19 protein-coding genes, 6 tRNA genes, 1 rRNA gene and 1 pseudogene are annotated in these 23,312 nt (G+C 39.6%); 23 read left to right on the top strand and 4 right to left on the bottom strand.

What is annotated here, in order from left to right; translation table 11 throughout:
• The 12 genes from rrf to BMG01_RS07855 all read left to right on the top strand — a co-directional run.
• Window positions 1–102 (top strand): 5S ribosomal RNA (gene rrf / locus BMG01_RS07910); the annotation flags it as partial.
• 35 nt (window positions 103–137) lie between these two features.
• Window positions 138–228 (top strand) — tRNA-Ser (locus BMG01_RS07905).
• Between the two features lie 4 nt (window positions 229–232).
• Window positions 233–305, top strand: a tRNA-Val gene (locus BMG01_RS07900).
• Between the two features lie 2 nt (window positions 306–307).
• Window positions 308–381, top strand: a tRNA-Asp gene (locus tag BMG01_RS07895).
• Between the two features lie 98 nt (window positions 382–479).
• Window positions 480–553, top strand: a tRNA-Trp gene (locus BMG01_RS07890).
• A gap of 2 nt (window positions 554–555) precedes the next feature.
• Window positions 556–628, top strand: a tRNA-His gene (locus tag BMG01_RS07885).
• A gap of 24 nt (window positions 629–652) precedes the next feature.
• Window positions 653–736 (top strand) — tRNA-Leu (locus BMG01_RS07880).
• 248 nt (window positions 737–984) lie between these two features.
• The gene (locus tag BMG01_RS07875) at window positions 985–4,599 is read left to right on the top strand and encodes a DNA-directed RNA polymerase subunit beta (protein ID WP_036067799.1); all 3,615 of its coding nucleotides are present in this window, start codon (window positions 985–987) and stop codon (window positions 4,597–4,599) included.
• Between the two features lie 19 nt (window positions 4,600–4,618).
• On the top strand, window positions 4,619–8,281 hold the full coding sequence (gene rpoC / locus BMG01_RS07870; RefSeq protein ID WP_036067797.1) for a DNA-directed RNA polymerase subunit beta': 3,663 nt from the start codon (window positions 4,619–4,621) through the stop codon (window positions 8,279–8,281).
• 218 nt (window positions 8,282–8,499) lie between these two features.
• Complete coding sequence (locus tag BMG01_RS07865; protein ID WP_004909956.1) at window positions 8,500–8,907, top strand: Mini-ribonuclease 3; 408 nt, start codon at window positions 8,500–8,502, stop codon at window positions 8,905–8,907.
• A complete protein-coding gene (gene rlmB, locus BMG01_RS07860; RefSeq protein WP_004909954.1) occupies window positions 8,904–9,653 on the top strand; it encodes a 23S rRNA (guanosine(2251)-2'-O)-methyltransferase RlmB in 750 nt (249 codons plus the stop codon). The genes BMG01_RS07865 and rlmB overlap by 4 nt, the downstream gene beginning before the upstream one ends.
• Window positions 9,654–9,735: 82 nt before the next feature.
• Window positions 9,736–10,284 (top strand): sigma-70 family RNA polymerase sigma factor, encoded by a 549-nt coding sequence (locus BMG01_RS07855; RefSeq protein WP_004909953.1) that lies wholly within the window; start codon window positions 9,736–9,738, stop codon window positions 10,282–10,284.
• Window positions 10,285–10,347: 63 nt separating this feature from the next.
• Here the strand turns inward: BMG01_RS07855 and BMG01_RS07850 are convergent, their stop codons facing one another.
• Complete coding sequence (locus tag BMG01_RS07850; RefSeq protein ID WP_036066167.1) at window positions 10,348–11,181, bottom strand: alpha/beta hydrolase; 834 nt, start codon at window positions 11,179–11,181, stop codon at window positions 10,348–10,350.
• Window positions 11,171–12,379, bottom strand: a complete 1,209-nt coding sequence (locus tag BMG01_RS07845) for a PTS transporter subunit EIIC (protein WP_004909947.1) — start codon at window positions 12,377–12,379, stop codon at window positions 11,171–11,173. The genes BMG01_RS07850 and BMG01_RS07845 overlap by 11 nt, the downstream gene beginning before the upstream one ends.
• Before the next feature lie 133 nt (window positions 12,380–12,512).
• Here BMG01_RS07845 and BMG01_RS07840 point away from each other — a divergent pair, with 133 nt between their 5' ends.
• From BMG01_RS07840 to BMG01_RS07805, 8 genes are all read left to right on the top strand, one after another.
• Window positions 12,513–12,653, top strand: coding sequence for a teichoic acid D-Ala incorporation-associated protein DltX (locus tag BMG01_RS07840; protein WP_031940993.1), 141 nt, complete (start codon window positions 12,513–12,515; stop codon window positions 12,651–12,653).
• 15 nt (window positions 12,654–12,668) lie between these two features.
• On the top strand, window positions 12,669–14,198 hold the full coding sequence (gene dltA, locus BMG01_RS07835; protein WP_004909945.1) for a D-alanine--poly(phosphoribitol) ligase subunit DltA: 1,530 nt from the start codon (window positions 12,669–12,671) through the stop codon (window positions 14,196–14,198).
• Entirely contained in the window at window positions 14,191–15,405 is a 1,215-nt protein-coding gene (dltB, locus tag BMG01_RS07830; protein ID WP_004909942.1) for a D-alanyl-lipoteichoic acid biosynthesis protein DltB, read from the top strand. Before dltA ends, dltB begins: the two co-directional genes overlap by 8 nt.
• 37 nt (window positions 15,406–15,442) lie before the next feature.
• The gene (gene dltC, locus BMG01_RS07825) at window positions 15,443–15,679 is read left to right on the top strand and encodes a D-alanine--poly(phosphoribitol) ligase subunit DltC (RefSeq protein WP_004909939.1); all 237 of its coding nucleotides are present in this window, start codon (window positions 15,443–15,445) and stop codon (window positions 15,677–15,679) included.
• A gap of 4 nt (window positions 15,680–15,683) precedes the next feature.
• Window positions 15,684–16,970: a D-alanyl-lipoteichoic acid biosynthesis protein DltD gene (gene dltD / locus BMG01_RS07820; protein ID WP_004909937.1), complete on the top strand. Its 1,287-nt coding sequence runs from the start codon at window positions 15,684–15,686 to the stop codon at window positions 16,968–16,970.
• Between the two features lie 71 nt (window positions 16,971–17,041).
• Window positions 17,042–17,452 (top strand): holo-ACP synthase, encoded by a 411-nt coding sequence (acpS, locus tag BMG01_RS07815; RefSeq protein WP_036066164.1) that lies wholly within the window; start codon window positions 17,042–17,044, stop codon window positions 17,450–17,452.
• Window positions 17,449–18,570, top strand: coding sequence for an alanine racemase (gene alr, locus BMG01_RS07810; protein WP_004909931.1), 1,122 nt, complete (start codon window positions 17,449–17,451; stop codon window positions 18,568–18,570). The genes acpS and alr overlap by 4 nt, the downstream gene beginning before the upstream one ends.
• Window positions 18,571–18,616: 46 nt before the next feature.
• The gene (locus BMG01_RS07805; RefSeq protein WP_004909928.1) at window positions 18,617–18,982 is read left to right on the top strand and encodes a type II toxin-antitoxin system PemK/MazF family toxin; all 366 of its coding nucleotides are present in this window, start codon (window positions 18,617–18,619) and stop codon (window positions 18,980–18,982) included.
• Window positions 18,983–18,993: 11 nt separating this feature from the next.
• On the opposite strand, the gene BMG01_RS07800 is transcribed toward BMG01_RS07805, so the two are convergent.
• Window positions 18,994–19,581, bottom strand: a complete 588-nt coding sequence (locus BMG01_RS07800; protein ID WP_004909926.1) for a TetR/AcrR family transcriptional regulator — start codon at window positions 19,579–19,581, stop codon at window positions 18,994–18,996.
• Window positions 19,582–19,838: 257 nt separating this feature from the next.
• Here BMG01_RS07800 and BMG01_RS07795 point away from each other — a divergent pair, with 257 nt between their 5' ends.
• The 3 genes and pseudogenes from BMG01_RS07795 (at window position 19,839) to BMG01_RS07785 (ending at window position 22,761) form a co-directional block, all read left to right on the top strand.
• A complete protein-coding gene (locus BMG01_RS07795) occupies window positions 19,839–20,528 on the top strand; it encodes a response regulator transcription factor (RefSeq protein WP_004909924.1) in 690 nt (229 codons plus the stop codon).
• Window positions 20,521–21,817 (top strand): annotated as a pseudogene (locus tag BMG01_RS07790) (sensor histidine kinase). The gene BMG01_RS07795 and the pseudogene BMG01_RS07790 overlap by 8 nt, the downstream one beginning before the upstream one ends.
• Before the next feature lie 41 nt (window positions 21,818–21,858).
• Window positions 21,859–22,761 (top strand): S1C family serine protease, encoded by a 903-nt coding sequence (locus tag BMG01_RS07785; protein ID WP_084013464.1) that lies wholly within the window; start codon window positions 21,859–21,861, stop codon window positions 22,759–22,761.
• Window positions 22,762–22,851: 90 nt separating this feature from the next.
• On the opposite strand, the gene BMG01_RS07780 is transcribed toward BMG01_RS07785, so the two are convergent.
• The gene (locus BMG01_RS07780; RefSeq protein ID WP_004909917.1) at window positions 22,852–23,178 is read right to left on the bottom strand and encodes a thioredoxin family protein; all 327 of its coding nucleotides are present in this window, start codon (window positions 23,176–23,178) and stop codon (window positions 22,852–22,854) included.
• Between the last annotated feature and the right edge of the window lie 134 nt (window positions 23,179–23,312).

Below are 23,312 nucleotides of genomic sequence, written 5' to 3'. Positions count from 1 at the left end.
ATAGAGGACACACCTGTTCCCATACCGAACACAGAAGTTAAGCTCTATAGCGCCGAAAGTAGTTGGAGGATCGCTTCCTGCGAGGATAGGACGATGCGGTGCCGTACATAAGAAGAACGAGAGCAGTAGGAAGAAACGGAGAGGTGTCCGAGTCTGGCCGAAGGAGCACGGTTGGAAACCGTGTAAGCGTGGCGACGCGTTTCGAGGGTTCGAATCCCTTCCTCTCCATCATGGACGCTTAGCTCAGCTGGGAGAGCACCTGCCTTACAAGCAGGGGGTCACAGGTTCGATCCCTGTAGCGTCCATTGGTCGCATGGTCTAGCTGGTTAGGACGCCTGCCTGTCACGCAGGAGATCGCGGGTTCGAGCCCCGCTGTGACCGCTACAAGTTTTAAAAAAACATGTACAATTTTTAGTGTAAAGTAAGGCGCAATTCCTTACCATGTTATTTCGACTTTGAGTCGATGTATTTATATTTTTAGGGATATAGTTAAACGGTAGAATAGCGGTCTCCAAAACCGTTGATGGGGGTTCGATTCCCTCTATCCCTGCCATGGCGGTAGTGGTGAAGTGGTTAACACACTGGTTTGTGGATCCAGCATGCGAGGGTTCGATCCCCTTCTACCGCCCTAAGCTTTAGGGCTTTATCATATGCCGCTGTGGCGGAATTGGCAGACGCGCTGGACTCAAAATCCAGTGGTGGCAACACCGTGTGGGTTCGACTCCCACCGGCGGCATAGTAAAAACGACCTATTGAGGTTGTTTTTTTTTGTATTTCATGTATAATTATTATTTGTAGTACTGTGAATAAATATGATTTTTGCGAAATATTGTCCGCAATTTCTTTATATTGAAGCAAACGTTATCTGCGGAAACAGGGGCGATTGCTTTTTTTGTGCTCATAGGTTACTTTTTTAAGCTATTAAGTTTAATCTGTAATCAAACAGTAATGTAAACACGGTAAAAAATTAACGAGGTGATAAGTGTGGCAGGACATTTAGTTAAGTACGGTAAGCACCGTACTCGTCGGTCTTATGCAAGTATCAAAGAGGTCTTGGATGTACCTAATTTGATTGAAATTCAAACGGCATCATACCAATGGTTTTTAGATGATGGTATCAAAGAAATGTTTGGAGACATCATGCCAATTGATGATTTCCAAGGAACATTGTCATTGGAATATGTTGATTACCAGTTGATGGAACCCAAATATAACATTGATGAAGCGCGTGAACATGATGCTAACTACTCAGCACCATTACACGTAACTTTGCGTTTGACTAACCACGAAACTGGTGAAATCAAGTCTCAAGATGTTTTCTTTGGTGATTTTCCATTGATGACAGAACAAGGTACGTTCATTATCAATGGTGCTGAACGTGTTATTGTTTCTCAATTGGTACGTTCACCAGGCATCTATTACAATCAAGAAACAGATAAAAACGGTCGTCCACATTACGGTACAACTGTTATTCCTAACCGTGGCGCATGGTTAGAATACGAAACTGATGCAAAAAGTATTGCAAACGTTCGTATTGATCGTACACGTAAGTTACTCATGACCGAGTTAGTTCGTGCGTTGGGATTTGGATCAGATTCTGATATTATTGATATTTTTTCAGACCAGTATGACGCTTTGAACATGACTTTGGAAAAGGATGTTCACAAAGATATGTCTGATTCACGTGTTGAGGAATCTTTGAAAGACATCTATGAACGTTTGCGTCCAGGTGAACCTAAAACAGCTGATTCATCACGTGCATTGTTGGTTGCGCGTTTCTTTGATCCAAAACGTTATGACTTAGCCTCTGTTGGACGATACAAAATCAACAAAAAGTTGTCTTTGAAGACACGTTTACTAAACCAAACATTAGCAGAAACATTGGCTGATCCTGATTCAGGTGAAATTATTGCCGAAAAAGGAACATTAGTTGACAAGTCTGTAATGTCTAAATTATCACCATTTTTGGATCGTGATGATTTCAAGACAACAACTTATACACCTTCAGGTGATGCGGTTCTTGAAGAACCTGTAACATTACAAAAAATCAAAATTGAAGCGCCTGAAAATCCTGACAAGACGCTATTATTGATTGGAAATGGTCATATTGACGAACACGACCGGACAGTTCGCCCAGCCGACATTTTGGCTGGTATGAACTACTTCTTGAATTTACAAGAAGGCGTTGGATCGGTCGATGATATTGACCATCTTGGAAACCGTCGTATTCGATCAGTTGGGGAATTGCTACAAAACCAATTCCGTATTGGTTTGACACGTATGGAACGTGTTGTTCGCGAACGCATGTCAATACAAGACGCTAACACAGTTACGCCACAACAATTAATTAATATTCGTCCTGTTGTTGCTGCTGTTAAGGAATTCTTTGGTTCTTCCCAGCTGTCACAGTTTATGGATCAAACTAACCCATTAGGTGAAATGAACCATAAGCGTCGTTTGTCAGCTCTTGGACCAGGTGGTTTGACACGTGATCGTGCCGGTGTTGAAGTGCGAGATGTTAATTACACGCACTATGGCCGAATAGACCCAATTGAAACACCTGAAGGTCCCAACATTGGTTTGATTAACTCATTGGCTACTTATGGTCGTATTAACAAGTATGGTTTTGTTGAAACACCATACCGTCGTGTTGATTGGACAACCCACAAAGTTACCGACAAAATTGACTATTTGACGGCCGATGAAGAAGATAATTATATTGTTGCGCAAGCCAACTCACCACTGAATGAAGATGGTAGCTTTGTGCATAATACTGTTATGGCGCGTTTTGGTGAAGAAAACATTGAAACGCCAATTGATCGCATTGACTACATGGACGTTTCGCCTAAACAAGTTGTTTCCGTTGGAACAGCTGCGATTCCATTCTTGGAAAATGATGATTCTAACCGTGCCTTAATGGGTGCCAACATGCAACGTCAAGCCGTGCCATTGCTTGATCCACATGCACCACTTGTTGGTACAGGTATCGAATATAAGGCGGCACACGATTCCGGTGTTGCTATGATTTCACGTGCAGCAGGTGAGGTTGAATACGTTGATGGACGCCAAATTCGTGTTCGTCGTGAAGATGGACAACTTGATACGTACGAATTGATGAAGTTCCGTCGTTCGAATGGTGGTAAAAACTATAACCAAAAGCCAATTGTTCATGCTGGTGAGCACGTTGAAGCAGATGAAGTTTTGGCTGATGGTCCTTCTATGGAACAAGGTGAATTAGCCTTGGGTCAAAATCCACTGATTGCTTTCATGACTTGGCAAGGTTATAACTTCGAAGATGCTATCGTTTTGAACGAACGTTTGGTTCGTGAAGATGTTTATACATCAATTCATATTGAAGAATATGACTCAGAAGCGCGTGACACAAAACTTGGACCGGAAGAAATGACACGCGAAATTCCTAATACGGGTGAAGATCAGTTGAAGGATTTGGATGCTGATGGTATTATTCGTGTCGGCGCTGAAGTTCATGATGGTGATATTTTGGTTGGTAAAGTGACACCAAAGGGTGTGACAGAATTATCTGCTGAAGAACGCTTGCTTCATGCTATCTTCGGTGAAAAAGCACGTGAAGTGCGTGATACGTCATTACGTGTCCCTCACGGTGGCGGTGGTGTTGTTCAAAACGTACGTATTTATACACCAGAGAATGGTGATGAATTAGCACCAGGCGTTAATATGATGGTACGTGTCTACATTGCTCAGAAGCGTAAGATTCAAGTTGGTGATAAAATGGCTGGTCGTCATGGAAACAAGGGAACTGTTTCTGTGGTTGTTCCTGAGGAAGACATGCCGTACATGCCAGATGGAACACCAATTGATATTTTGCTTTCACCAATGGGTGTGCCTTCACGTATGAACATTGGACAAGTTTTGGAACTCCACTTAGGATTTGCTGCAAAACAACTTGGTATTCACGTTGCATCACCTGTCTTTGATGGTGCTAGCGATGATGAAATTGAAGCCGCATTACGTGAAGCCGGCTTGCCACAAGATGGTAAATCAGTTGTTTATGATGGCCGTACGGGTGAAGCATTTGACAAACGTGTCGGTGTTGGTGTCATGCACTATATGAAGTTAGCCCACATGGTCGACGATAAGATCCACGCGCGTTCTATTGGACCATACTCACTTGTTACGCAACAGCCTTTGGGTGGTAAAGCGCAATTTGGTGGACAGCGTTTCGGTGAAATGGAAGTTTGGGCATTGGAAGCTTATGGTGCTGCCTATACCTTGCAAGAAATCTTGACATATAAGTCGGATGATGTTGCTGGACGTGTTAAAGTTTATGAGTCAATCATCAAGGGTGAACCAATTCCACGCCCTGGTGTGCCAGAATCATTCCGTGTCTTGGTAAAAGAATTGCAAGCACTTGGTCTAGACATGCAGGTCTTAGATGGATCAGGCGATGAAGTAGAATTGCGTCAAATGGATGAAGATGCTTCAATTTTGCCGGTTGATGCACTTGAAAAATTGGCTCGTACAAATCCAGATTTGTTAAATAAAGAAGACGAAGAAGTTGCAGCAGCCTTTTCTAAGGTTGAAGCACAAGATACAGCTGCATCAGACGGCAATAATTAAGAAAGGTAACAGCAAATAGATGGCAATCGATGTTAACAAGTTCGAAAGTATGCAAATCGGTTTGGCATCACCAGATAAGATTCGTTCATGGTCTTATGGTGAAGTAAAGAAGCCAGAAACGATTAATTATCGAACACTAAAGCCTGAAAAAGACGGTTTGTTTGATGAACGCATTTTCGGACCTACAAAAGATTATGAATGTGCCTGTGGTAAATACAAGCGAATCCGATATAAAGGTATCGTCTGTGACCGTTGTGGTGTTGAAGTAACATCATCAAAAGTACGTCGCGAACGTATGGGCCACATCGAATTGGCTGCACCTGTTACACATATTTGGTATTTCAAGGGTATTCCTTCACGAATGGGGCTTGTCTTGGACATGTCTCCTCGTTCACTTGAAGAAATTATCTACTTTGCGTCATACGTTGTCATTGAACCTGGTGATGCACCAGTTGAGAAGAAGCAAATGGTGACGGAACGTGAATACCGTCAATTGAAAAAAGAATATGGTGCCGGTTTTAAAGCTGGTATGGGTGCGGAAGCAATTAAAGAATTGTTGGCTAATGTTGATTTAGCTGGCGAAGCCGATGAGTTGAAGCGTGAATTGCAAGAAGCTACTGGTCAAAAACGCGTGCGTGCTGTACGTCGTTTGGACATTGTTGAAGCGTTCTTACAATCTGATAATAAGCCTGAATGGATGGTAATGGACGTTGTGCCCGTTATCCCACCAGACTTGCGTCCAATGGTTCAATTGGAAGGTGGTCGTTTTGCGACTTCCGATTTGAATGATTTGTATCGTCGTGTGATTAATCGTAACAATCGTTTAAAGCGTTTGTTGGACTTAAATGCACCGGGTATTATTGTTCAAAACGAAAAGCGTATGTTGCAAGAAGCTGTCGATGCCTTGATTGATAATGGTCGTCGTGGTCGTCCAGTGGCTGGTCCTGGTAACCGTCCATTGAAATCACTTTCACACATGCTAAAAGGTAAGCAAGGTCGTTTCCGTCAAAACTTGCTTGGTAAGCGTGTCGATTATTCTGGTCGTTCAGTTATTGATGTTGGACCTTTCTTGAAAATGAACCAAATGGGATTGCCCGTACCAATGGCAATCGAGTTGTTCCGTCCATTTATCATGAAAGAATTAACAACACGTAAGTTGGCTGGTAACGTCAAATCTGCTAAGCGTAAGATTGATAAAGCTGATGGCGATGTGATGGATGTTTTGGAAGATGTTATTAAAGAACATCCTGTTTTGTTAAACCGCGCACCTACGTTACACCGTCTTGGAATCCAAGCTTTTGAGCCAGTGTTAGTTTCAGGTAAAGCGATGCGTTTGCATCCGTTGGTTACTGAAGCCTATAATGCCGACTTTGATGGCGATCAGATGGCGATTCACGTCCCATTGTCTGATGAAGCGCAAGCCGAAGCACGTTTGTTAATGCTTGCTGCTGGGCATATTTTGGCACCTAAAGATGGAAAGCCAATTGTTGCGCCATCACAGGATATGGTTATTGGAAACTACTATTTGACTACTGAAGAAGCCGGTCGTGAAGGCGAAGGAATGATTTTCTCTAGCGTTGATGAAGCACGAATTGCTTTTGCAAGTAAAGTGGTTCATTATCACACTCGGGTTGGTATCCAAACTTCATCATTCCCAATTGAAAAGCCATTTTCAGATGAACAACGTTCTAAAATTATGGTGACATCTGTTGGAAAACTAATTTTTAATGAGATTTTGCCGACTGATTTTCCTTATATTAACGAACCATCTGAGGATAACTTTAAGGGCGTTGATGATCGTTTCTTTATTGATGCTGGGGAAGATATTCACGATCATTTAGCTGATACACCAATAATTGGTGCTTTCAAGAAGGGTTTCTTGTCAGACATTATTGCTGAAGTCTACAAGCGCTACAAGGTGACTGAGACGTCACTATTGCTGGACCGCATGAAAGACTTGGGTTATGAAAAATCAACAGAATCTGGTTTGACAGTTGCCATGACTGACGTGACAGACTTGAAAGAAAAGCCTGCTATTCTTGAAGATGCGCATAATCAAGTTGCTACTGTAACGAAGCAATTCCGTCGAGGCTTGATTACCGATGCTGAGCGCTACCAACGAGTTACTGAAATTTGGACAAAGGTTAAAGATATCATTCAAGATAAGTTGATTGAATCATTTGAACCAACTAATCCAATTTTCATGATGCAAGACTCAGGTGCTCGTGGTAACATTTCAAACTTCGTTCAATTGGCTGGTATGCGTGGTCTGATGGCTGGACCTGGTGGTAAAATTATTGAATTGCCAGTTACAGCCAACTTCCGAGAAGGTTTGACAGTGATGGAAATGTTTATTTCGACTCACGGTGCCCGTAAGGGAATGTCAGATACAGCCTTGAAGACAGCCAACTCAGGTTACTTGACGCGTCGACTAGTCGATGTTGCGCAAGATGTTATTGTTCGTGAATTCGATAATGATTCTGATCGTGGTGTTGCAGTTAAAGCAATTATGGATGGCACGTCAGTTGTTGAACCACTTTACGACCGTATTTTGGGACGTTATGCGATGAAGTCAGTGTTTGATCCAGAAACTGGTGAAAAGATTGTTTCTCGTAACGAAATGATTGATGAAGATGTTGCCAAAGCGATTGTCAATGCCGGTATCGAAGAAGTGACAATTCGTTCTGTCTTTACGTCAACAACAGAACACGGTGTTTCAGTACTCGACTATGGTCGTAACTTAGCATCTGGTGAAGAAGTTGAAGTTGGTGAAGCCGTGGGAACCGTTGCTGCGCAATCAATTGGTGAACCAGGTACGCAATTGACAATGCGTAACTTCCACACTGGTGGTGTTGCCGGTGGTAATGATATTACGCAAGGTTTGCCTCGTGTCCAAGAAATTGTTGAAGCACGTATTCCTAAGGGACGTGCAGAAATTTCTGAAGTGACTGGTGTTGTGACTGCAATTGAAGAAAATCCAGCAGAGCGTACGAAGGCTGTCACTATTGAAGGCGAAACAGATACGCGTACGTACACCTTACCACTTACTGCGCGCATGCGTTTTGCAGAAGGTGACGACATCCAACGTGGTGATGCTATCAACGAAGGACCAATTGATCCTAAAGAATTACTAGCTGTTACAGACACATTGACGACAGAGTCATACATGCTGACAGAAATTCAAAAAGTTTATCGTTTACAAGGTATTGAAGTTTCTGATAAGCATATTGAAGTTATGATTCGTCAAATGTTGCGTAAAGTGCGTGTGATGGATCCGGGGGAAACAGACTTATTGCCAGGTACGTTGATGGATATTGCTGATTTCCAGCGTGCTAATGAACCAGCATTGTTTGAAGGTCTTGTGCCAGCTACGGCTCGTCCAGTGTTGCTTGGTATTACGAAGGCTGCTCTGGAAACAAATTCCTTCTTGTCAGCTGCGTCATTCCAAGAAACAACACGTGTCTTGACTGATGCTGCTATTCGTGGCAAAAATGATCCACTAGTTGGTTTGAAAGAAAACGTTATTATTGGAAAGATTATTCCTGCCGGAACGGGTATGGCGGAATATCGTAAGATTAAGAGTAAGGTTGTTGGTGATGTTATCGCACAACCTGAACTTGAAACTGAAGATACACCCGACATTCCAAAATTAGATGATGTCGCTAAGGCATTTGAAGATTAAATTATGATGTTGATAAAAGCCACTCATTAGAAAAATGAGTGGCTTTTTTGATTCAAAGGAAAAAATATACAGGTATATTTGCACGTTATGCCAAAAATGATGCCGATTATGCCAAATAGGTATGTGTTTTATGCTTTTTGAGGTAAACTAATTACTGTTCTGCAGAACAATGTTGGAAAAGTTATACGCAATCTATCATAATTGCGTATAATTAAATTATGCATAATTTAAACTACGAACAAATGAATGGATTGGCATTGGCTTATATTGGTGATGCAATTTATGAATTAGAAGTGCGACAGCATTTGTTAGCTATGGGTTTGACAAAGGTAAATGACCTCCAAAAAAGAAGTAAGCACTATGTGTCGGCAAAAGCTCACGCTGCAATTTTTCAACGAATGTCAGACGAACAAATCCTTTCCGAGGACGAGTTAGTCTACTTCAAACGTGGCCGAAACGCTAAATCACACACGAAAGCTAAAAATACTGATGTTGTCACGTATCGAATTTCGACGGGTATTGAAGCATTATTTGGCTATTTATATTTGTCTAATCGTCAAGAACGACTGCAAACGTTAATGGCTTGGATTTTTGACGAAATTGAGACTGGGAGAATAACAAAATGAAACGTGATGAAGCAGGTGAATTTATTTATGGTCACCATGCCAGTGTTGAAGCACTAAAAAGCAAACAAGAAATCAACAAGGTTTGGGTGCAGACTGGATTGCAAGATAAAATTCGCAATGAAGTGTTGCAACTTGCCAAAAAAAGGGGATTGGTCGTACAGCAAGCACCTAAGTCAAAGTTAGATGAATTAACTGATGGGGGGAACCATCAAGGTATTGTGCTCAGTGTTGCTGCTTTTGAGTATGCTTCAGTTGATGATTTATTTGATCAAGCTAATCAAAAAAATGAGGCGCCATTCTTCTTGATTTTAGATGGCATTGAGGATCCGCATAATTTGGGATCGATTTTAAGAACCGCCGACGCTGCTGGTGTTCACGGTATTATCATTCCTAAACGTCGCGCGGTTCAACTGACCGCGACTGTGGCCAAAACATCCACGGGTGCTATTGAACACGTGCCAGTTGCTCGTGTGACTAATTTGGCAACAGTCGTCGAATCACTAAAAAAGCGTGGGGTCTGGATATTTGGCACTGACATGTCTGGTGAAGATTATCGTCATTGGGATGCCAAAGGTGCTACTGCTTTAATCATTGGTAACGAGGGGAAAGGCATATCACCGCTTTTGAAGAAAAAGGTAGATGGCATGTTGACAATTCCAATGATTGGTCATGTTCAAAGCCTGAATGCCAGTGTTGCAGCTAGTTTATTGATATATCAAGGATATAATTCACGTCATCCGTTATAATACGCATACCAAATAAACAGAATAATACGATAATAATCATCTGATATTCTGTTCATGTATGCTGACATACGGGAGCATGATATTGACGAAAGATAGGTTGTTAGCCACAGTGATTGCAGCGCAAAAAGGACATGATTGTGCGTACAATGTGCTAATAAAACATTTAAGACCTGCTATTTTTAGCGTTCATAAGCGAAAAATAAGTGGGCATATTAAAAAAGACGATTGGTATTCTGAGGGATTAGAAATATTAATGCGTTGCGTGAAAAAATACGAAGTAAGTTGCCCACGCGCAAAATTTTCGACTTACTTTATTACCGCGCTTTCAAATCGCGCCATTGATTTGTTACGACATCATAACACCGAAAAAGCACAGTTTTGTCAACAAATGATTTGGGTCGATGATGATGAAAAACCCATAGATATTGCTACAAATACGTATAACCCAGAAGTTATTGTTGGTTTACGAGAGTCTATTAGCCAATTAAGTTTAGCAAAATCAACTTCATTCAAACGTGCAGTCTTACAAATGATAGGCGCTTTGAAATATGATATTGATAAGCATGATAAACGATGCTTTGAACAAATGCAATATCGTCTCAAAAAGATGATAGAAGCTGGTGTGAAATAACGAAAAAATCCTTGTATAGGTTGATTAAGCAACCTATACAAGGATTTTTTGATATCATAATTTTTAAGGTGTTGGGCGACCAGTAGTATCTGTGTTAGCTAACAAATACTCTTGAATTAATGAAACGACCTCAGTATTTTCTGGTAAGCTGGAATGCTGGGCATCACTACCAGAAACAGTGATTTGAGTATAAGCTTTAACATGCTTTTGAAAGATATATTTCCCAGCGATGACACTTTGCACCGGAACAATACCATCATCCGTGTAGTCTTCTGTTCCGGCGATTGAATAAACCGACAATCCTTTGGGGAGCTTTTTACTTTTGTTAATGTAGTCAGTCAACATTACCGTTCGACGAGCGAGCGTCACTTCAGAAAAATTATAAGGCGTGCCTAACGTCATGAGCGTTGTCATGTTAAAACTGTCAGAGCTATAATAGTTTTCCAAAAATCCAGTCCAAATTAAGCCACCGTTTGAATGACCAATTGCTTGAAAATTCCTAAAATGATAACGTTCTTGCAAATCTGCCATCGCCGTATTTAACCAGCGGTATTGTTTTTTGATGTTATCATAGCCATCTTGATTGTTTTGAAAACCGATGACGATAAATGGCTGTTCATCATTAGCTCTAATATGGCCTGAATAAACTAATTTCCCATCGGTGTTGACTTGCACCTTTAAAATACTGTGTGTTGATTTAGGAGTATTTAATTTATTCAGTAAATTATCAAAACGATTAATTGTGGCACTAGATCCGGGAATAAAAATAATTGGTGCCATTCGTGAGTTTTGAATTTTAGCTTGATTATTATTCGTATGGGTTACCCAATCGTGTCCAAAAAAACCAATGATAACCATGAGTACAAGACTCGATATGATAATTAGTTTATTTCTCATAGCTGACCTCGGACGTTTCTATGGCAATGAATGGTCTGTAAATGATTACGGACAGTGCAAAAATGATAGTGGTGATAAGCAAGGACCAGCTGTCGTTGCTACCCAAGAAACCAATAAGTGAACTTGGCGTCGTGTTTGGCGTTGAAAGTGTCGCTGGCTTAATGAGATGTGTCACAATGGCTGTATAACCTATCAATGTGCCAAGTAAACTTGTCATAATCATTGGAACCAGCAGTAGTGGCCTTAAAAATATCGGTAAACCAAAGTATAGGAGTTGATTACTGTTAAATAAGCTAGGAAGAAGCGACAGCATACCCAAGTGCTGCCGCTTTTTACGGACGGAAAATAACAGAATAAAGCTAATCGCTAATGTACTACCAACACCACCAAATAACGAAAATGCTGTATAAACACTATAAAGGTTAGTTGGATAAGGCAGTGTAGCATTTGTGTTTGTTAAGATTGTATCCAAATTTTTAATGACAGCATTAATGGTACTAGGATTATTAATTAATTCATGCGGTAACCCAATTCCTAGCCACCATAGTAGTGGTGCTACAATACTAACGATCACAAGACCAATAAAGGTTGTAAAAAAATTATTAGACAACAATGTACTCAACGCGGACCGAACAACGCTACGTTGAATAGCAAAATGTAATGATACATCAATTAACAAAACAAAGCCTGCCCAAATTAAAAACCTGATAGCGAAAGGTTGCGGATTGTCACGACTGATGAATTTTTGATAAAAATAGAAACTTTCACAACTGATGAAAGATAGCAATATGACTAACAAATATTGCGAAGTATCATAGGTTGGGGTTTGACCTTTACCTAAAAATAAAAAATAAGTGCCTAAAAAATTAGTGAGAGTGGGTAAAACAGTATTTGTCACTTGACGAATTGACAAATACTGTTTAGTAAAGGTAGCTGCGAGAATCATGAGAACAAATACTTCTAATAGTGACAGCATTTCTTGTAGTTGGAAAGTAGCAGGTATTCTTAATCGCCAATTAAATAATGTTACGAATAACGCATTTGGCGACAAGATGAGTTGCGAGATAAGCTGTGCGTAGACACAAATGGCTAGTAGAGGAAGTGTCTGTTGCATGGCCAGCAGAGCGGCACTAACCATCCTATTTTTGAGGACGAATCTATCTAATTTGGCAGTGATATTGATTATTTTTTTACTCATGTCGCTCCAGTATTGAAACACAATATTAACATTTTGGAACATATGTGTTATAATTAATTCCATTATGTCGTTGTGGCTGTATTTTTTTGTTACTTCGATTATACATTAATCCATTCAGATGGGGGTATTTTGAATGATAAAACAGTTTTTTCAGCGTCCAATAGTTAATTTCATTGGTCGTACGCTCTTTTATTTCATAATCATTCTGGTATTATTATACCTTTATGGTTATTCAGGTGTTGGTGAGGGACACTTTATCTATAACGAGTTTTAAATGGGGGAATTTAACATGATTAATAACGTTATTAATCAAATTGATGCAATTGCGCAAAAGACTGGTGACTTGATTGCGTATGATGAATTAGGACGCACACATACATATGCTCAACTGAAGTCAGCGTCAGATAGTCTAGCTGCTTATATTGATAGTCTTAATCTACCAACTGGGGCACCAATTATGGTTTATGGTGGACAACAATTTGAGATGCTTGCTAGCTTTTTGGGCAGTGTCAAATCAGGACATGCTTATATTCCAGTTGACAAGAGTTCTGCGGATGAGCGTCTAACCGATATATTAGAGATTGGAAAACCAGCACTTGTGATTGCAGTCGATATGTTACCGATTACGATTACGTCAGTGCCAGTTATTGATCCAAAAGAACTGAGCCACATTTTTGACGAAGAAACACCATATCAAATAACACATTCAGTTGCGGCTGACGAAAATTTCTATATCATCTTTACATCAGGTACAACGGGAAAACCCAAAGGTGTTCAGATTTCACATCGTAACTTAATTAGTTTTGCAGATTGGATGTTGGGTGATGACTTCCATTGGCCAGAAAACAGCCAAGTTTTGTCACAGCCACCTTATTCATTTGACTTATCGGTTATGGATTGGGCGCCGGCACTGTTGTCTAGCAGCACACTAAAAGCGCTGCCAAAAGAAACGGCAGATGATTTCAAAACATTATTCGCAACATTGCCAACATTGGATCTCAACATTTGGGTTTCGACGCCGTCGTTTGCTGATGTCGCTTTGCTGGATCCTAATTTTACACAAGAAAATTTACCACAGTTGACGCATTTTCTTTTCTGTGGTGAAGTGCTGACGAGTACAACTGCTCAAAAGTTACTATCACGTTTTCCAAATGCAACAGTATATAACACCTATGGTCCAACAGAAGCGACGGTAGCGGTTTCTGGTTTGCCAATTACTGAGGCGGTTATTGCTGCAAATGATAAGATGCCAATTGGCTACGTTAAGGCTGATACAACAATTAAAATTCAAGACCAAGATGGGCAAGACGTACCAGTCGGTGAAACTGGTGAAATTGTGATTTGTGGGCCATCTGTTTCAAAGGGATATCTTAATAATCCTGAAAAAACAGCACAAGCTTTCACACAAATTGATGGTCAGCAGGCTTATAAAACCGGCGATTTGGCAACAATGGATGCCTCAGGATTGTTGCATTATCGTGGTCGCAGTGACTTTCAAATAAAGTTGCACGGCTTCAGAATTGAACTAGAAGAAGTTGCACAACAGTTGCAACAAAGTCACTTTGTTGCGCAAGCGGCTGCAGTGCCGCGCTATGATGCCGAGGGCAAAGTGAAACAATTGTTGGCTGTCATTGTTGCCGTTGACAACTCATTTGAAAAACCCATGCAATTAACTACTGCCATTAAAGACGAATTGAAAGAAATCATGATGCCTTACATGGTACCTAGTCGTTTTATCTATCGAGAGGCGATGCCGCTAACACCTAACGGTAAAATTGATTTAAAGGGATTGATTGCCGAGGTGAATGGGGATGCTTAATTTACAACCTTATGCTGATCCAAAGTATTTTATTATTTTGTTATTAGCATTACTACCTTTAGCCATCGGCTTGTACTTTGGTAAGCGTTTTGCTTGGTATGAAGTACTAGTTTCAGTTGTGTTTATCTTTTTGATGTTTGATGGTCATAAATATCATGAAGGTTTTGCTTTAATTGGTTATATGATCTGGCAATGGCTATTGGTCTGGGCTTACACGATATATCGTAAAAAAGCCAACAATAGCTGGGTATTTTATGGCACAACAGTCTTGGCGATTGTACCACTGGCACTCGTAAAAATTGCTCCTGCTGCACATTGGACACATGTTACGACGTTGCTAGGGTTTATGGGAATCTCATATCTAACATTCCGATCGGTTGCTATGATTATGGAAACGCGTGATGGGACTATTAAGGAATTTAATCCTTGGCTATTCCTACGTTTCATGCTTTTCATGCCAACAATCTCATCTGGACCAATCGACCGATATTGTCGCTTTGTGAAAGATATCAATAGTGTACCTGCGCGAGAAAAATACATAGACATGCTTAGCAAAGCAGTTCACTTTTTCTTCCTAGGATTTTTGTACAAGTTTGTTTTATCCTACATTTTTGGTACGCTGCTTCTACCAAGAGTTGAACACATGGCAATGCTATCGGCGCATGCAAATGGTGGATGGTCTTGGTGGTTAATTGGTGTTATGTATGCGTATGGATTGGATTTGTTCTTCGACTTTGCTGGTTACTCGCTGTTTGCAGTTGCAACTGGTTATGTCATGGGCATTGAAGTACCGATGAACTTTAATTTACCATTCTTGTCAAAAAACTTGAAAGAATTTTGGAATCGTTGGCATATGACATTGTCATTTTGGTTCCGTGATTTTGTCTTCATGAGACTAGTCTTCATGATGATGAAGAACAAATGGTTTAAGAGCAGAGTGACGACTTCCAATGTTGCTTATATTGCCAATATGTTGATAATGGGGTTTTGGCACGGACTAACTTGGTATTACATCGCCTATGGTTTATTCCATGGGGTAGGCCTAGTAGTCAACGATGCATGGCTGCGTTACAAAAAAAAGCACCATGTGCCGCATAATAAGTTTACAGAAGCGTTTGCCATTGTTTTGACGTTCCACGTCGTGATGTTGAGTTTCTTACTCTTTAGTGGTTTCTTGGACACTTTGTGGTTCCATCAACACCATTAATCTTGAGTAACATAAAATAATTTACAGGAGAAATAACATGGATGTAAAAGCAGAAGTTGTAGAAATTTTAAACACTATTATTGGTGAAGATATTTCAGATCAAATGGATGATGATTTTTTTGAAAGCGGGTTGTTAGACTCAATGGCAACTGTTGAATTGTTACTTGATTTGGAAACTAAGTTTGATATTCAAGCGCCAGTTTCAGAATTTGATCGTAATGATTGGAACACGCCTAATAAGGTGATTGCTAAAGTAGAATCTTTGATGGGTTAATACGATGAATAAAAAGCGGGGGCTGTGGTGGATTTTTGGTCCGGTAATTTTGGCATTTGTCATGGTTACTGTGCTGTTATTAGTACCATTTTCATTAAGTCAAATCTCAAATAAAGATATTCAAGAGGCATCAGTTTCGTTCTCGAAAAATGTGTTTAAGGGTGAAACTGTCAAAATGCATGCATTTAATGATCCAAATACACATTATGTGCCATTCTTTGGGTCAAGTGAATTATTGCGCCTAGATACCATGCATCCCAGCATGTTAGCAGAGAAATATGACCGGAATTATCGACCATTTTTACTTGGGCAAGCAGGAACAGAGTCATTAACGCATTATTTGGGGATGCAGGAAATGACACCGGCATTGCATAAAAAGCAGGCGGTCTTTGTGATCTCCCAGCAATGGTTCACTAAGCGCAATACAAAATGGGCATTTCCGGAATTTTACTCACCTTTACAAACGGTCAATTGGTTGCGTAATATTACTAAAATAACACCCACTGATCGGTTTATTGCGCGGCGATTATTGCAACAAAAGCAAGTGAGCGATAGTGATTTTTATGCCCACCTGATCACTAAAATTAAGAATAATCAACCACTTTCAGAAACTGATCAGAATATGTTGATAATTCGCAATCGTATGTTAGTTCGTGAAGATCAATTGTTCTCTAATATAACGTTGACCAATAACTGGAACAAAAAAGTTAAGCCATCGTTAAAAAGATTGCCAAATGCTGATAATCAAAGCCTTTTGATTAAACAGGCGGATAAGCTTGCTAAAAAGCAAACAGATAATAATCCATTTGGTATTAAAAATAGTTTCTTTAAACAGCGTGTTAAGCCAAGATTGAAGCGTTTAGCGCAATCTCAGACAAATTTTGATTACCGTCAGTCAGAAGAATATGGTGATTTTCAAGCAGTTTTGCAAGAGTTCGCTAAAGAACACACAGATGTCTTGTTCATTATTCAGCCTGTGAATCAAAAATGGTCAAAATATACTGGATTAAATACTAAAATGTACTATCAGAGTGTTAACAAAGTTAAAAAGCAATTAAAGTCGCAAGGCTTTAACCACATTGCTGACTTTTCACACGATGGTGGGAAAAAATATTTCATGCAGGATACCATTCATATGGGCTGGCGTGGTTGGCTTGCAACCGATCAGGCACTCAAACCTTTCTTTGACAAAGGCTATCAAGCACCTAAATACAAGATAAACAATAATTATTTATCGAAAAAATGGCAAAATCTGATGCCAACGACTAATAACTTGGCTAATTTTAAATAAAACAGGAACGCAAAAGGTTAAGCGAGACAAATTAATGTTGTCATTGCTTGACCTTTTGCTACAATAGAGACATGATAATAGGAATTGGAAACGATACGGAATCAATTAGTCGCGTGAGACAAATTGTGGACCGACAATCAAACTTCATGCTGTCGATATTGACGCCAGCAGAGCAAGAAGCGGCTAAGCTGCGAAATGGCAAACATTTTTCTGAATTTGTTGCAGGCAGGTTTTCGGCTAAAGAGGCTTTTTCAAAAGCAACTGGTTATGGTATTGGTGAAAAAGTCCATTGGCAAGACATTGAAATCCTAAATGAGATTAATGGACGGCCAGTTATGATTGTTAAAAATTTTCCCTACCATACTTATGTTGCAATAACGCATAGTGGTGATCAAGTTAACACAATCGTTATTATTGAGCGCTTGACAATTTGGGAAAAAATAAGTGCAAAATTATTGCCAAAAAGAGGTGTTTTATCATGACAAATGATGAAATTTTAAATTTGAGGCCCACATGGCTTGAGATTGATTTGAAGGCCATACAAGAAAATGCGAAAAAAGTGATGAATCACGCGGGGGCAAAACGTTTAATAGCGGTGGTAAAAGCTAATGCATACGGGCATGGTGTGCACGCTGTTGCACAAGCACTATTAGATATTGGTGTAACGGATTTCGCCGTTGCAACAGTGGGGGAAGGTGTTGCCTTACGTGAACAATTCCCACAAGAGAATGTAACCATCACTTTACTAGGCGTTCAAGATGTTAAGCAGACACCAATAATGGTGACATATCGACTAGCACCTGCTGTCGGGACGATTGCGTGGTTAGAAGAAGCTATTACGCAAATTAAGCAAGGTCAACAGTTACCTGTTCAACTAGCAGTTGATACTGGTATGGGGAGAATGGGTGCACATTCTGCAGCGTCAGTTAAATCGCTCTATGATATGATTCAATCTTCTGAACAGCTCGTTTTGTCAGGGGTATTCACGCATTTTGCAACCGCAGACGACAATAATGTGGCTTACTACAAAAAACAAGTGGAAAACTTTTATCACTGGGTAGAGGCTGCTAATATTCCCGAGACCTATTGGCACTTGGCTAATTCGGGTTCAGCAATTTGGCATCACAATGAAATTGATACCAATACAATTCGCGTTGGATCAGTGTTATACGGATACAATCCCGGAACACCTGAATTGACAATGCCTTTTAAGTTGTCACCTGTGCTCTCGCTAAAATCAAAAATCGGTTCGGTACACTGCTTAGAAACTGGCGAATCTGTAAGCTATGGCGCAACATATACAGCAGAAAAACCACAATGGGTGGCTACGCTACCAATTGGTTATGCCGATGGCTATTTACGCCGCATGTCAGGAATGAAAGTATTAGTTGACGGGCATATTGAACATGTGATTGGACGTGTCACAATGGATCAAATTGTGATAACATTAGATAAAATGTATCCTGTCGGTACAGTAGTTACATTGATTGGTCAAGATGGTGATCAGCAAATTACGGTAGAAGATGTTGCAAATTATGCAAATTCTATTCCACATGAGATTTTAACAACGTTAGGGTTAAGATTGCCTAGACAATACTAATAAAACAAAGCGCCAAATGGCGTGTACATATTAAAGCGAGAATATTATGACAATAGAGCAACAAACAGTAATGCGAGGCGATGTTTTTTACGCCGATCTCAAACAGGGACTTGGATCTGAACAATCTGGTGTTCGACCGGTTTTGATTATTCAAAATGATGTTGGTAATGCAAATTCACCAACAACAATTATAGCGGCGATTACATCACAGATTACTAAGCCAAAGTTACCGACGCATGTTTTACTCCCTGCACATTTGGGTGGAATGAAAAAAGATTCAGTCATACTAGCGGAACAAGTTAGGACAATTGACAAACGACGACTACGAGACAAAATCGCTCATATTCAGGCTAACTCTAAGGAAATGCAACAGGTTGCCCACGCTCTGAGAATTAGTGTTGGATTGAAATAAAAAAACCGATTTTATCGGTTTTGAGGTTGATTTAAATCTGATATCGACGTTTTGAATAAAATATCAGCGCGGTGTAAAAGCTGCGGTACTGGTAAAAGAACGTCTGCTGTTAGCCAGTCGACCATTAGTTTAATTAACATTTGGCTTAGAATGTTGGCAACAAATTTTTGTTCGGTAGTGTGGCAATTTTTAAATGGTAGCCAATCACGACGGAGACGTGCAAGGAAATCATCAAATAATTCAAAATCTAGGCCACCCGCGTTTTGATAGGCAGCAGTGATTGCTTCACGATAACGAATTAAGACGTTGAGCACAATTTTTGTTTGTTTATGATTAGTGACGTCAAGTGTATGACCAACCGGATCACAAGTTTGCTGAGTTAAATCATACAAAATTTCAGATAAAATCTTATCTTCTAGCCGGACAAGGAGAACTTGCGTAGGCGTATCAAAGTATTTGTAAAATGTTTTACGATTGATGTTGGCACGTCTAGAAATTTCGGCAACTGTGATTTTTGATATTGGGACTTCGCGAAGTATGTCAATAACAGTTTCAAGAATTTTGTCTTGAGTTGCTTCACGACTTGCATTTTTCGACATTGTATTCTATCTCCTGAGACACCATTAATCATATTATATGAGTTATTTTTTCATTTAAAATGGACACATTATCAGATTGTGTCCAGCTTTTAAAACGATAAATACCTTATTTTTGGTGTATATTCACTTATATAGGAGTTTGAACACAACGGAAAATATTGGAATTATGGTAAAATGACATATTATGTCATTTAACTTCCTTTTAACTTTGAATTCGTACAATGGTGACATAAAACAGGTACAATGGAGATATGAAAATGTCTAAAGCAATCAAAATATTATTAATTGAAGATGATGTCAATTTGGCTGATAATGTTGTCGGCTTTTTGCAGGATTTTGCTGATGTTCACGCGGTTACAGATGGATTGGATGGTGAATTCGAGGCACAAGAAGTGCCGTACGATCTTATTATTTCTGATTTAATGTTACCTGGTGAAAATGGTCTTGAGGTCATTAAAAACCTAAGGCACCACAACATTGAAACACCAGTTCTTATTTTGACAGCCAAAAGTTCGTTGGATGATAAGATAGAAGGTTTTAACGTTGGTGCTGACGATTATTTGACCAAGCCTTTCCACCGTGAGGAATTACTAGTCAGAGTGAAAGCTTTGTTGCGTCGATCAGGTGTTTACTCTGAAGATAATACAATTACAGTTGGTGACGTGCTAATTAATTTGGAAAATCGGGGTGTTCAGGTTCATGGGCAACAAGTTAAATTGGTTGGTAAAGAATTTGATATACTAACTTATTTAGCCCAAAACAAAAACATCATCGTGACGCGTGATCAAATATTTGATCGCGTTTGGGGTATTGACTCTGATACCACAATCAATGTTGTTAATATTTATTTGAATAATTTACGTCGTAAACTAGAGGCAGTTGGTCAAAATGACTTAATTAAAACGCTGCGAAATATTGGATTTATTTTAGAGGTAAGCGATGCCTAGTATTATTAACAAAAAGCAGCAAGTCCGCGGATTTATTTGGCTCCTCGCCAGCTTTTTTGTTATCTTTTCAATTTTGGCCGGTGTTATTTTTCTATCGTATACACGAACGGTTTTTCAAAGTGCTGATAATGCAATTAACCAGAGTATCAATATGTACGACGGTCAAGGTTTGTTATCTACATCTGAAAATGATGTTAAAAAATCACAACCTATTGAAAATTCCAATACACGAGCTAATATATGGCTGTTTGATAAAAAGGGTAAGTTGATTATTGATGATACAACCACTGACCCGCAGCAAATGGTTTTGCCGAAATTTCTGCAAAAAACTGTTAAATTTAAATCATCACTGATGGTGGATAAAGCTGAGACGCGTAAAATCGCTGGTAACTATTATCGTGTGGTTGGTGTTAAGTTCAAAAAAAATGCGGTGAAAATTTATGGTACAACCGCCGCTAATGGTTTAATCATGGTAAATGTGACGGATACGATGATTAATTTGGCTCACTTCAAAAAAGTTCTGTTTTGGTCCTTTGGATTGTTTGGCTTACTAGCAGTGTTGGTTTCCTATATTATTTCACGTTTCAATATGCGACCGATATTGAAATCTTGGCAGCAACAACAAGATTTTGTCAATAATGCGGCACATGAGTTGCGGACACCAATGGCGGTCATACAAGGTAAGCTGGAAAACATGCTGATGAAGCCTGAGGCAACTGTGCGAGATCAATCAAATGCCATTATTTTGTCACTGTCAGAAGTTCGTCGATTGACATCATTAACCAATAATATGTTAACATTGGCAAAATCAGGTTCAAATATGACGAAAATTGAGAAAAAGCCAACGAATGTGTCGGAATTTCTCAGCAATATCATTGCACCCTACGAAGAAATGGCGCAGTTTGATGGTAAAACGGTCACTTTGGATGTTGATGTCGGTCAAGATGTTTTGATTGATCAAAAACGAATTCATCAATTGTTGGTATTGCTGCTTGATAACGCATTAAAGTATTCAGATGAAGGGGCAACGGTTGCTGTCACGGCCGGTATCGAAAAAAAAAAAATTCATATTAAGTGTTGCTGATACAGGTCGTGGCATCAGTGATGAAGCCAAGAAGCATGTTTTCGATCGCTTTTATCGTGAAGATAAAACTGGTAATCGTGAAACAGGTGGCACTGGTTTAGGCTTATCCATTGCCGAATGGGTTGTGCAGGCTCATGGTGGTAAAATAACAGTGTTGGATAATATCCCACAAGGTACTATTTTTAGGATTGCTTTACCACTTTAATCTATAATTTATGTTGATTAAATATGATAAACGTAACAAATATGTTCACTGACAATTTTTTGAGCGACAGGGAACCAAAATGGAGGAAAAAATATTCTCTTTTTGTCGTTGCAATCGTTTCAGCATTAGTCGCCAGTTTGACGGTATATTCAGGTATGCAATCAAACTCATGGTTTCAACAAACAACCAAACAGTCAAAAACTTCGAATTCAGCCGGAACTACAACGGTGGCGACTACCGCTTACACAAGTAGTGATACGGCAACGACAGCTTACAATAAGGTGAAAAATGCTGTTGTTACGGTGCAAAACTTGCAAAAAGCAGCAACGCTTAGTGATGGGTGGTCATCATTCTTTAATCAAGAAGAACAAAGCAGTAGTTCAGAGCTTGAAACAGCTTCTGAAGGATCTGGTGTTGTTTATAAGATTGCTGATGGGTATGCCTACATTATTACAAACAATCACGTTGTTGCTGATTCGGATAAATTGCAGTTAATTACGGCTAGTGGGAAAAAAGTTGAAGCAACTATTGTCGGCACTGATACAACAAAAGATTTAGCGTTGTTAAAGGCCAAAGCGACTGACATCAAAGTATCCGCATCATTTGGTAATTCTAAATCACTACTAGCAGGGCAACAAGTATTAGCGATTGGGTCACCTTTAGGATCGGATTATGCTACTTCATTAACTAGTGGCATCGTCTCAGCACCACGTCGAGAACTTACAGCAGAAGAAACAGGTTCATCTGCTACGACGGCAATTCAAACCGATACGGCTATTAACCCTGGTAACTCTGGGGGACCGTTAATTAATCTGAAAGGACAGGTTATCGGCATTACTTCCTCAAAAATTGTTTCATCGACTGATGGTACAAGTGTTGAAGGAATGGGATTTGCTATTCCTGCTGATATTGTTCAGTCCTTTATTACTAAAACAGAAAAGTAAAAACCACTGTCAAACTTAATTGAACCTGATAACTTGGTGACAATAAATTGTCCGAGTTATCAGGTTCAATTCAAAACGAGACAGTGGTTTTTATATTGTACTTTGATACCAATCCAGTACTTGTTTTGGCGTTAAGCGTTCACCATGACCGACACGAGAAATTTCTTTTCCATTTTCAAATAAAACAAAAGATGGGATGCCTCGCATATTATGACTCGTAGCAAAGTCAATGTTATCATCACGGTCTGCATCAATCCAATCTGCAGTAGTTGTAACCGTATCTTTGATATTTTGAACAAAGGGTTTAATTGCTTTGCAATCACCACACCAGTCGGCCGATAAGAATAAGATGTGGCGACCGGATTGTGCGATAGTTTGATTGAGTTCTTCATCTGTGTGATGTAATTGTTCGTACATGTTGTTATCCTTATATTATTATTCGTAGGTAGCTCCTACATGCTCTGAGTATAAAATTTATACTTAGATGGATGATGCGCCGTGAATTAGTTTTTATTTTCCAACAGCACCTTTACCATCGGTGACTGGTTCAG

The organism is Leuconostoc sp. BM2 (genome assembly GCF_002095565.1).
Lineage (GTDB): Bacteria > Bacillota > Bacilli > Lactobacillales > Lactobacillaceae > Leuconostoc > Leuconostoc falkenbergense.
The sequence above is the reverse complement of the archived record's forward strand: the minus strand, read 5'-3'. Positions and strand labels throughout refer to the sequence as shown.

What these genes read in the sequence shown, in the direction of transcription:
- rpoC (WP_036067797.1), top strand. Translation starts at nt 4,619, where the DNA reads ATGGCAATCGATGTTAACAAGTTCGAAAGTATGCAAATCGGTTTGGCA.
- BMG01_RS07865 (WP_004909956.1), top strand. Translation starts at nt 8,500, where the DNA reads ATGCATAATTTAAACTACGAACAAATGAATGGATTGGCATTGGCTTAT.
- rlmB (WP_004909954.1), top strand. Translation starts at nt 8,904, where the DNA reads ATGAAACGTGATGAAGCAGGTGAATTTATTTATGGTCACCATGCCAGT.
- BMG01_RS07850 (WP_036066167.1), bottom strand. Translation starts at nt 11,181, where the DNA reads ATGAGAAATAAACTAATTATCATATCGAGTCTTGTACTCATGGTTATC.
- BMG01_RS07845 (WP_004909947.1), bottom strand. Translation starts at nt 12,379, where the DNA reads ATGAGTAAAAAAATAATCAATATCACTGCCAAATTAGATAGATTCGTC.
- BMG01_RS07840 (WP_031940993.1), top strand. Translation starts at nt 12,513, where the DNA reads ATGATAAAACAGTTTTTTCAGCGTCCAATAGTTAATTTCATTGGTCGT.
- dltA (WP_004909945.1), top strand. Translation starts at nt 12,669, where the DNA reads ATGATTAATAACGTTATTAATCAAATTGATGCAATTGCGCAAAAGACT.
- dltB (WP_004909942.1), top strand. Translation starts at nt 14,191, where the DNA reads ATGCTTAATTTACAACCTTATGCTGATCCAAAGTATTTTATTATTTTG.
- dltC (WP_004909939.1), top strand. Translation starts at nt 15,443, where the DNA reads ATGGATGTAAAAGCAGAAGTTGTAGAAATTTTAAACACTATTATTGGT.
- dltD (WP_004909937.1), top strand. Translation starts at nt 15,684, where the DNA reads ATGAATAAAAAGCGGGGGCTGTGGTGGATTTTTGGTCCGGTAATTTTG.
- acpS (WP_036066164.1), top strand. Translation starts at nt 17,042, where the DNA reads ATGATAATAGGAATTGGAAACGATACGGAATCAATTAGTCGCGTGAGA.
- alr (WP_004909931.1), top strand. Translation starts at nt 17,449, where the DNA reads ATGACAAATGATGAAATTTTAAATTTGAGGCCCACATGGCTTGAGATT.
- BMG01_RS07805 (WP_004909928.1), top strand. Translation starts at nt 18,617, where the DNA reads ATGACAATAGAGCAACAAACAGTAATGCGAGGCGATGTTTTTTACGCC.
- BMG01_RS07800 (WP_004909926.1), bottom strand. Translation starts at nt 19,581, where the DNA reads ATGTCGAAAAATGCAAGTCGTGAAGCAACTCAAGACAAAATTCTTGAA.
- BMG01_RS07795 (WP_004909924.1), top strand. Translation starts at nt 19,839, where the DNA reads ATGTCTAAAGCAATCAAAATATTATTAATTGAAGATGATGTCAATTTG.
- BMG01_RS07785 (WP_084013464.1), top strand. Translation starts at nt 21,859, where the DNA reads ATGTTCACTGACAATTTTTTGAGCGACAGGGAACCAAAATGGAGGAAA.
- BMG01_RS07780 (WP_004909917.1), bottom strand. Translation starts at nt 23,178, where the DNA reads ATGTACGAACAATTACATCACACAGATGAAGAACTCAATCAAACTATC.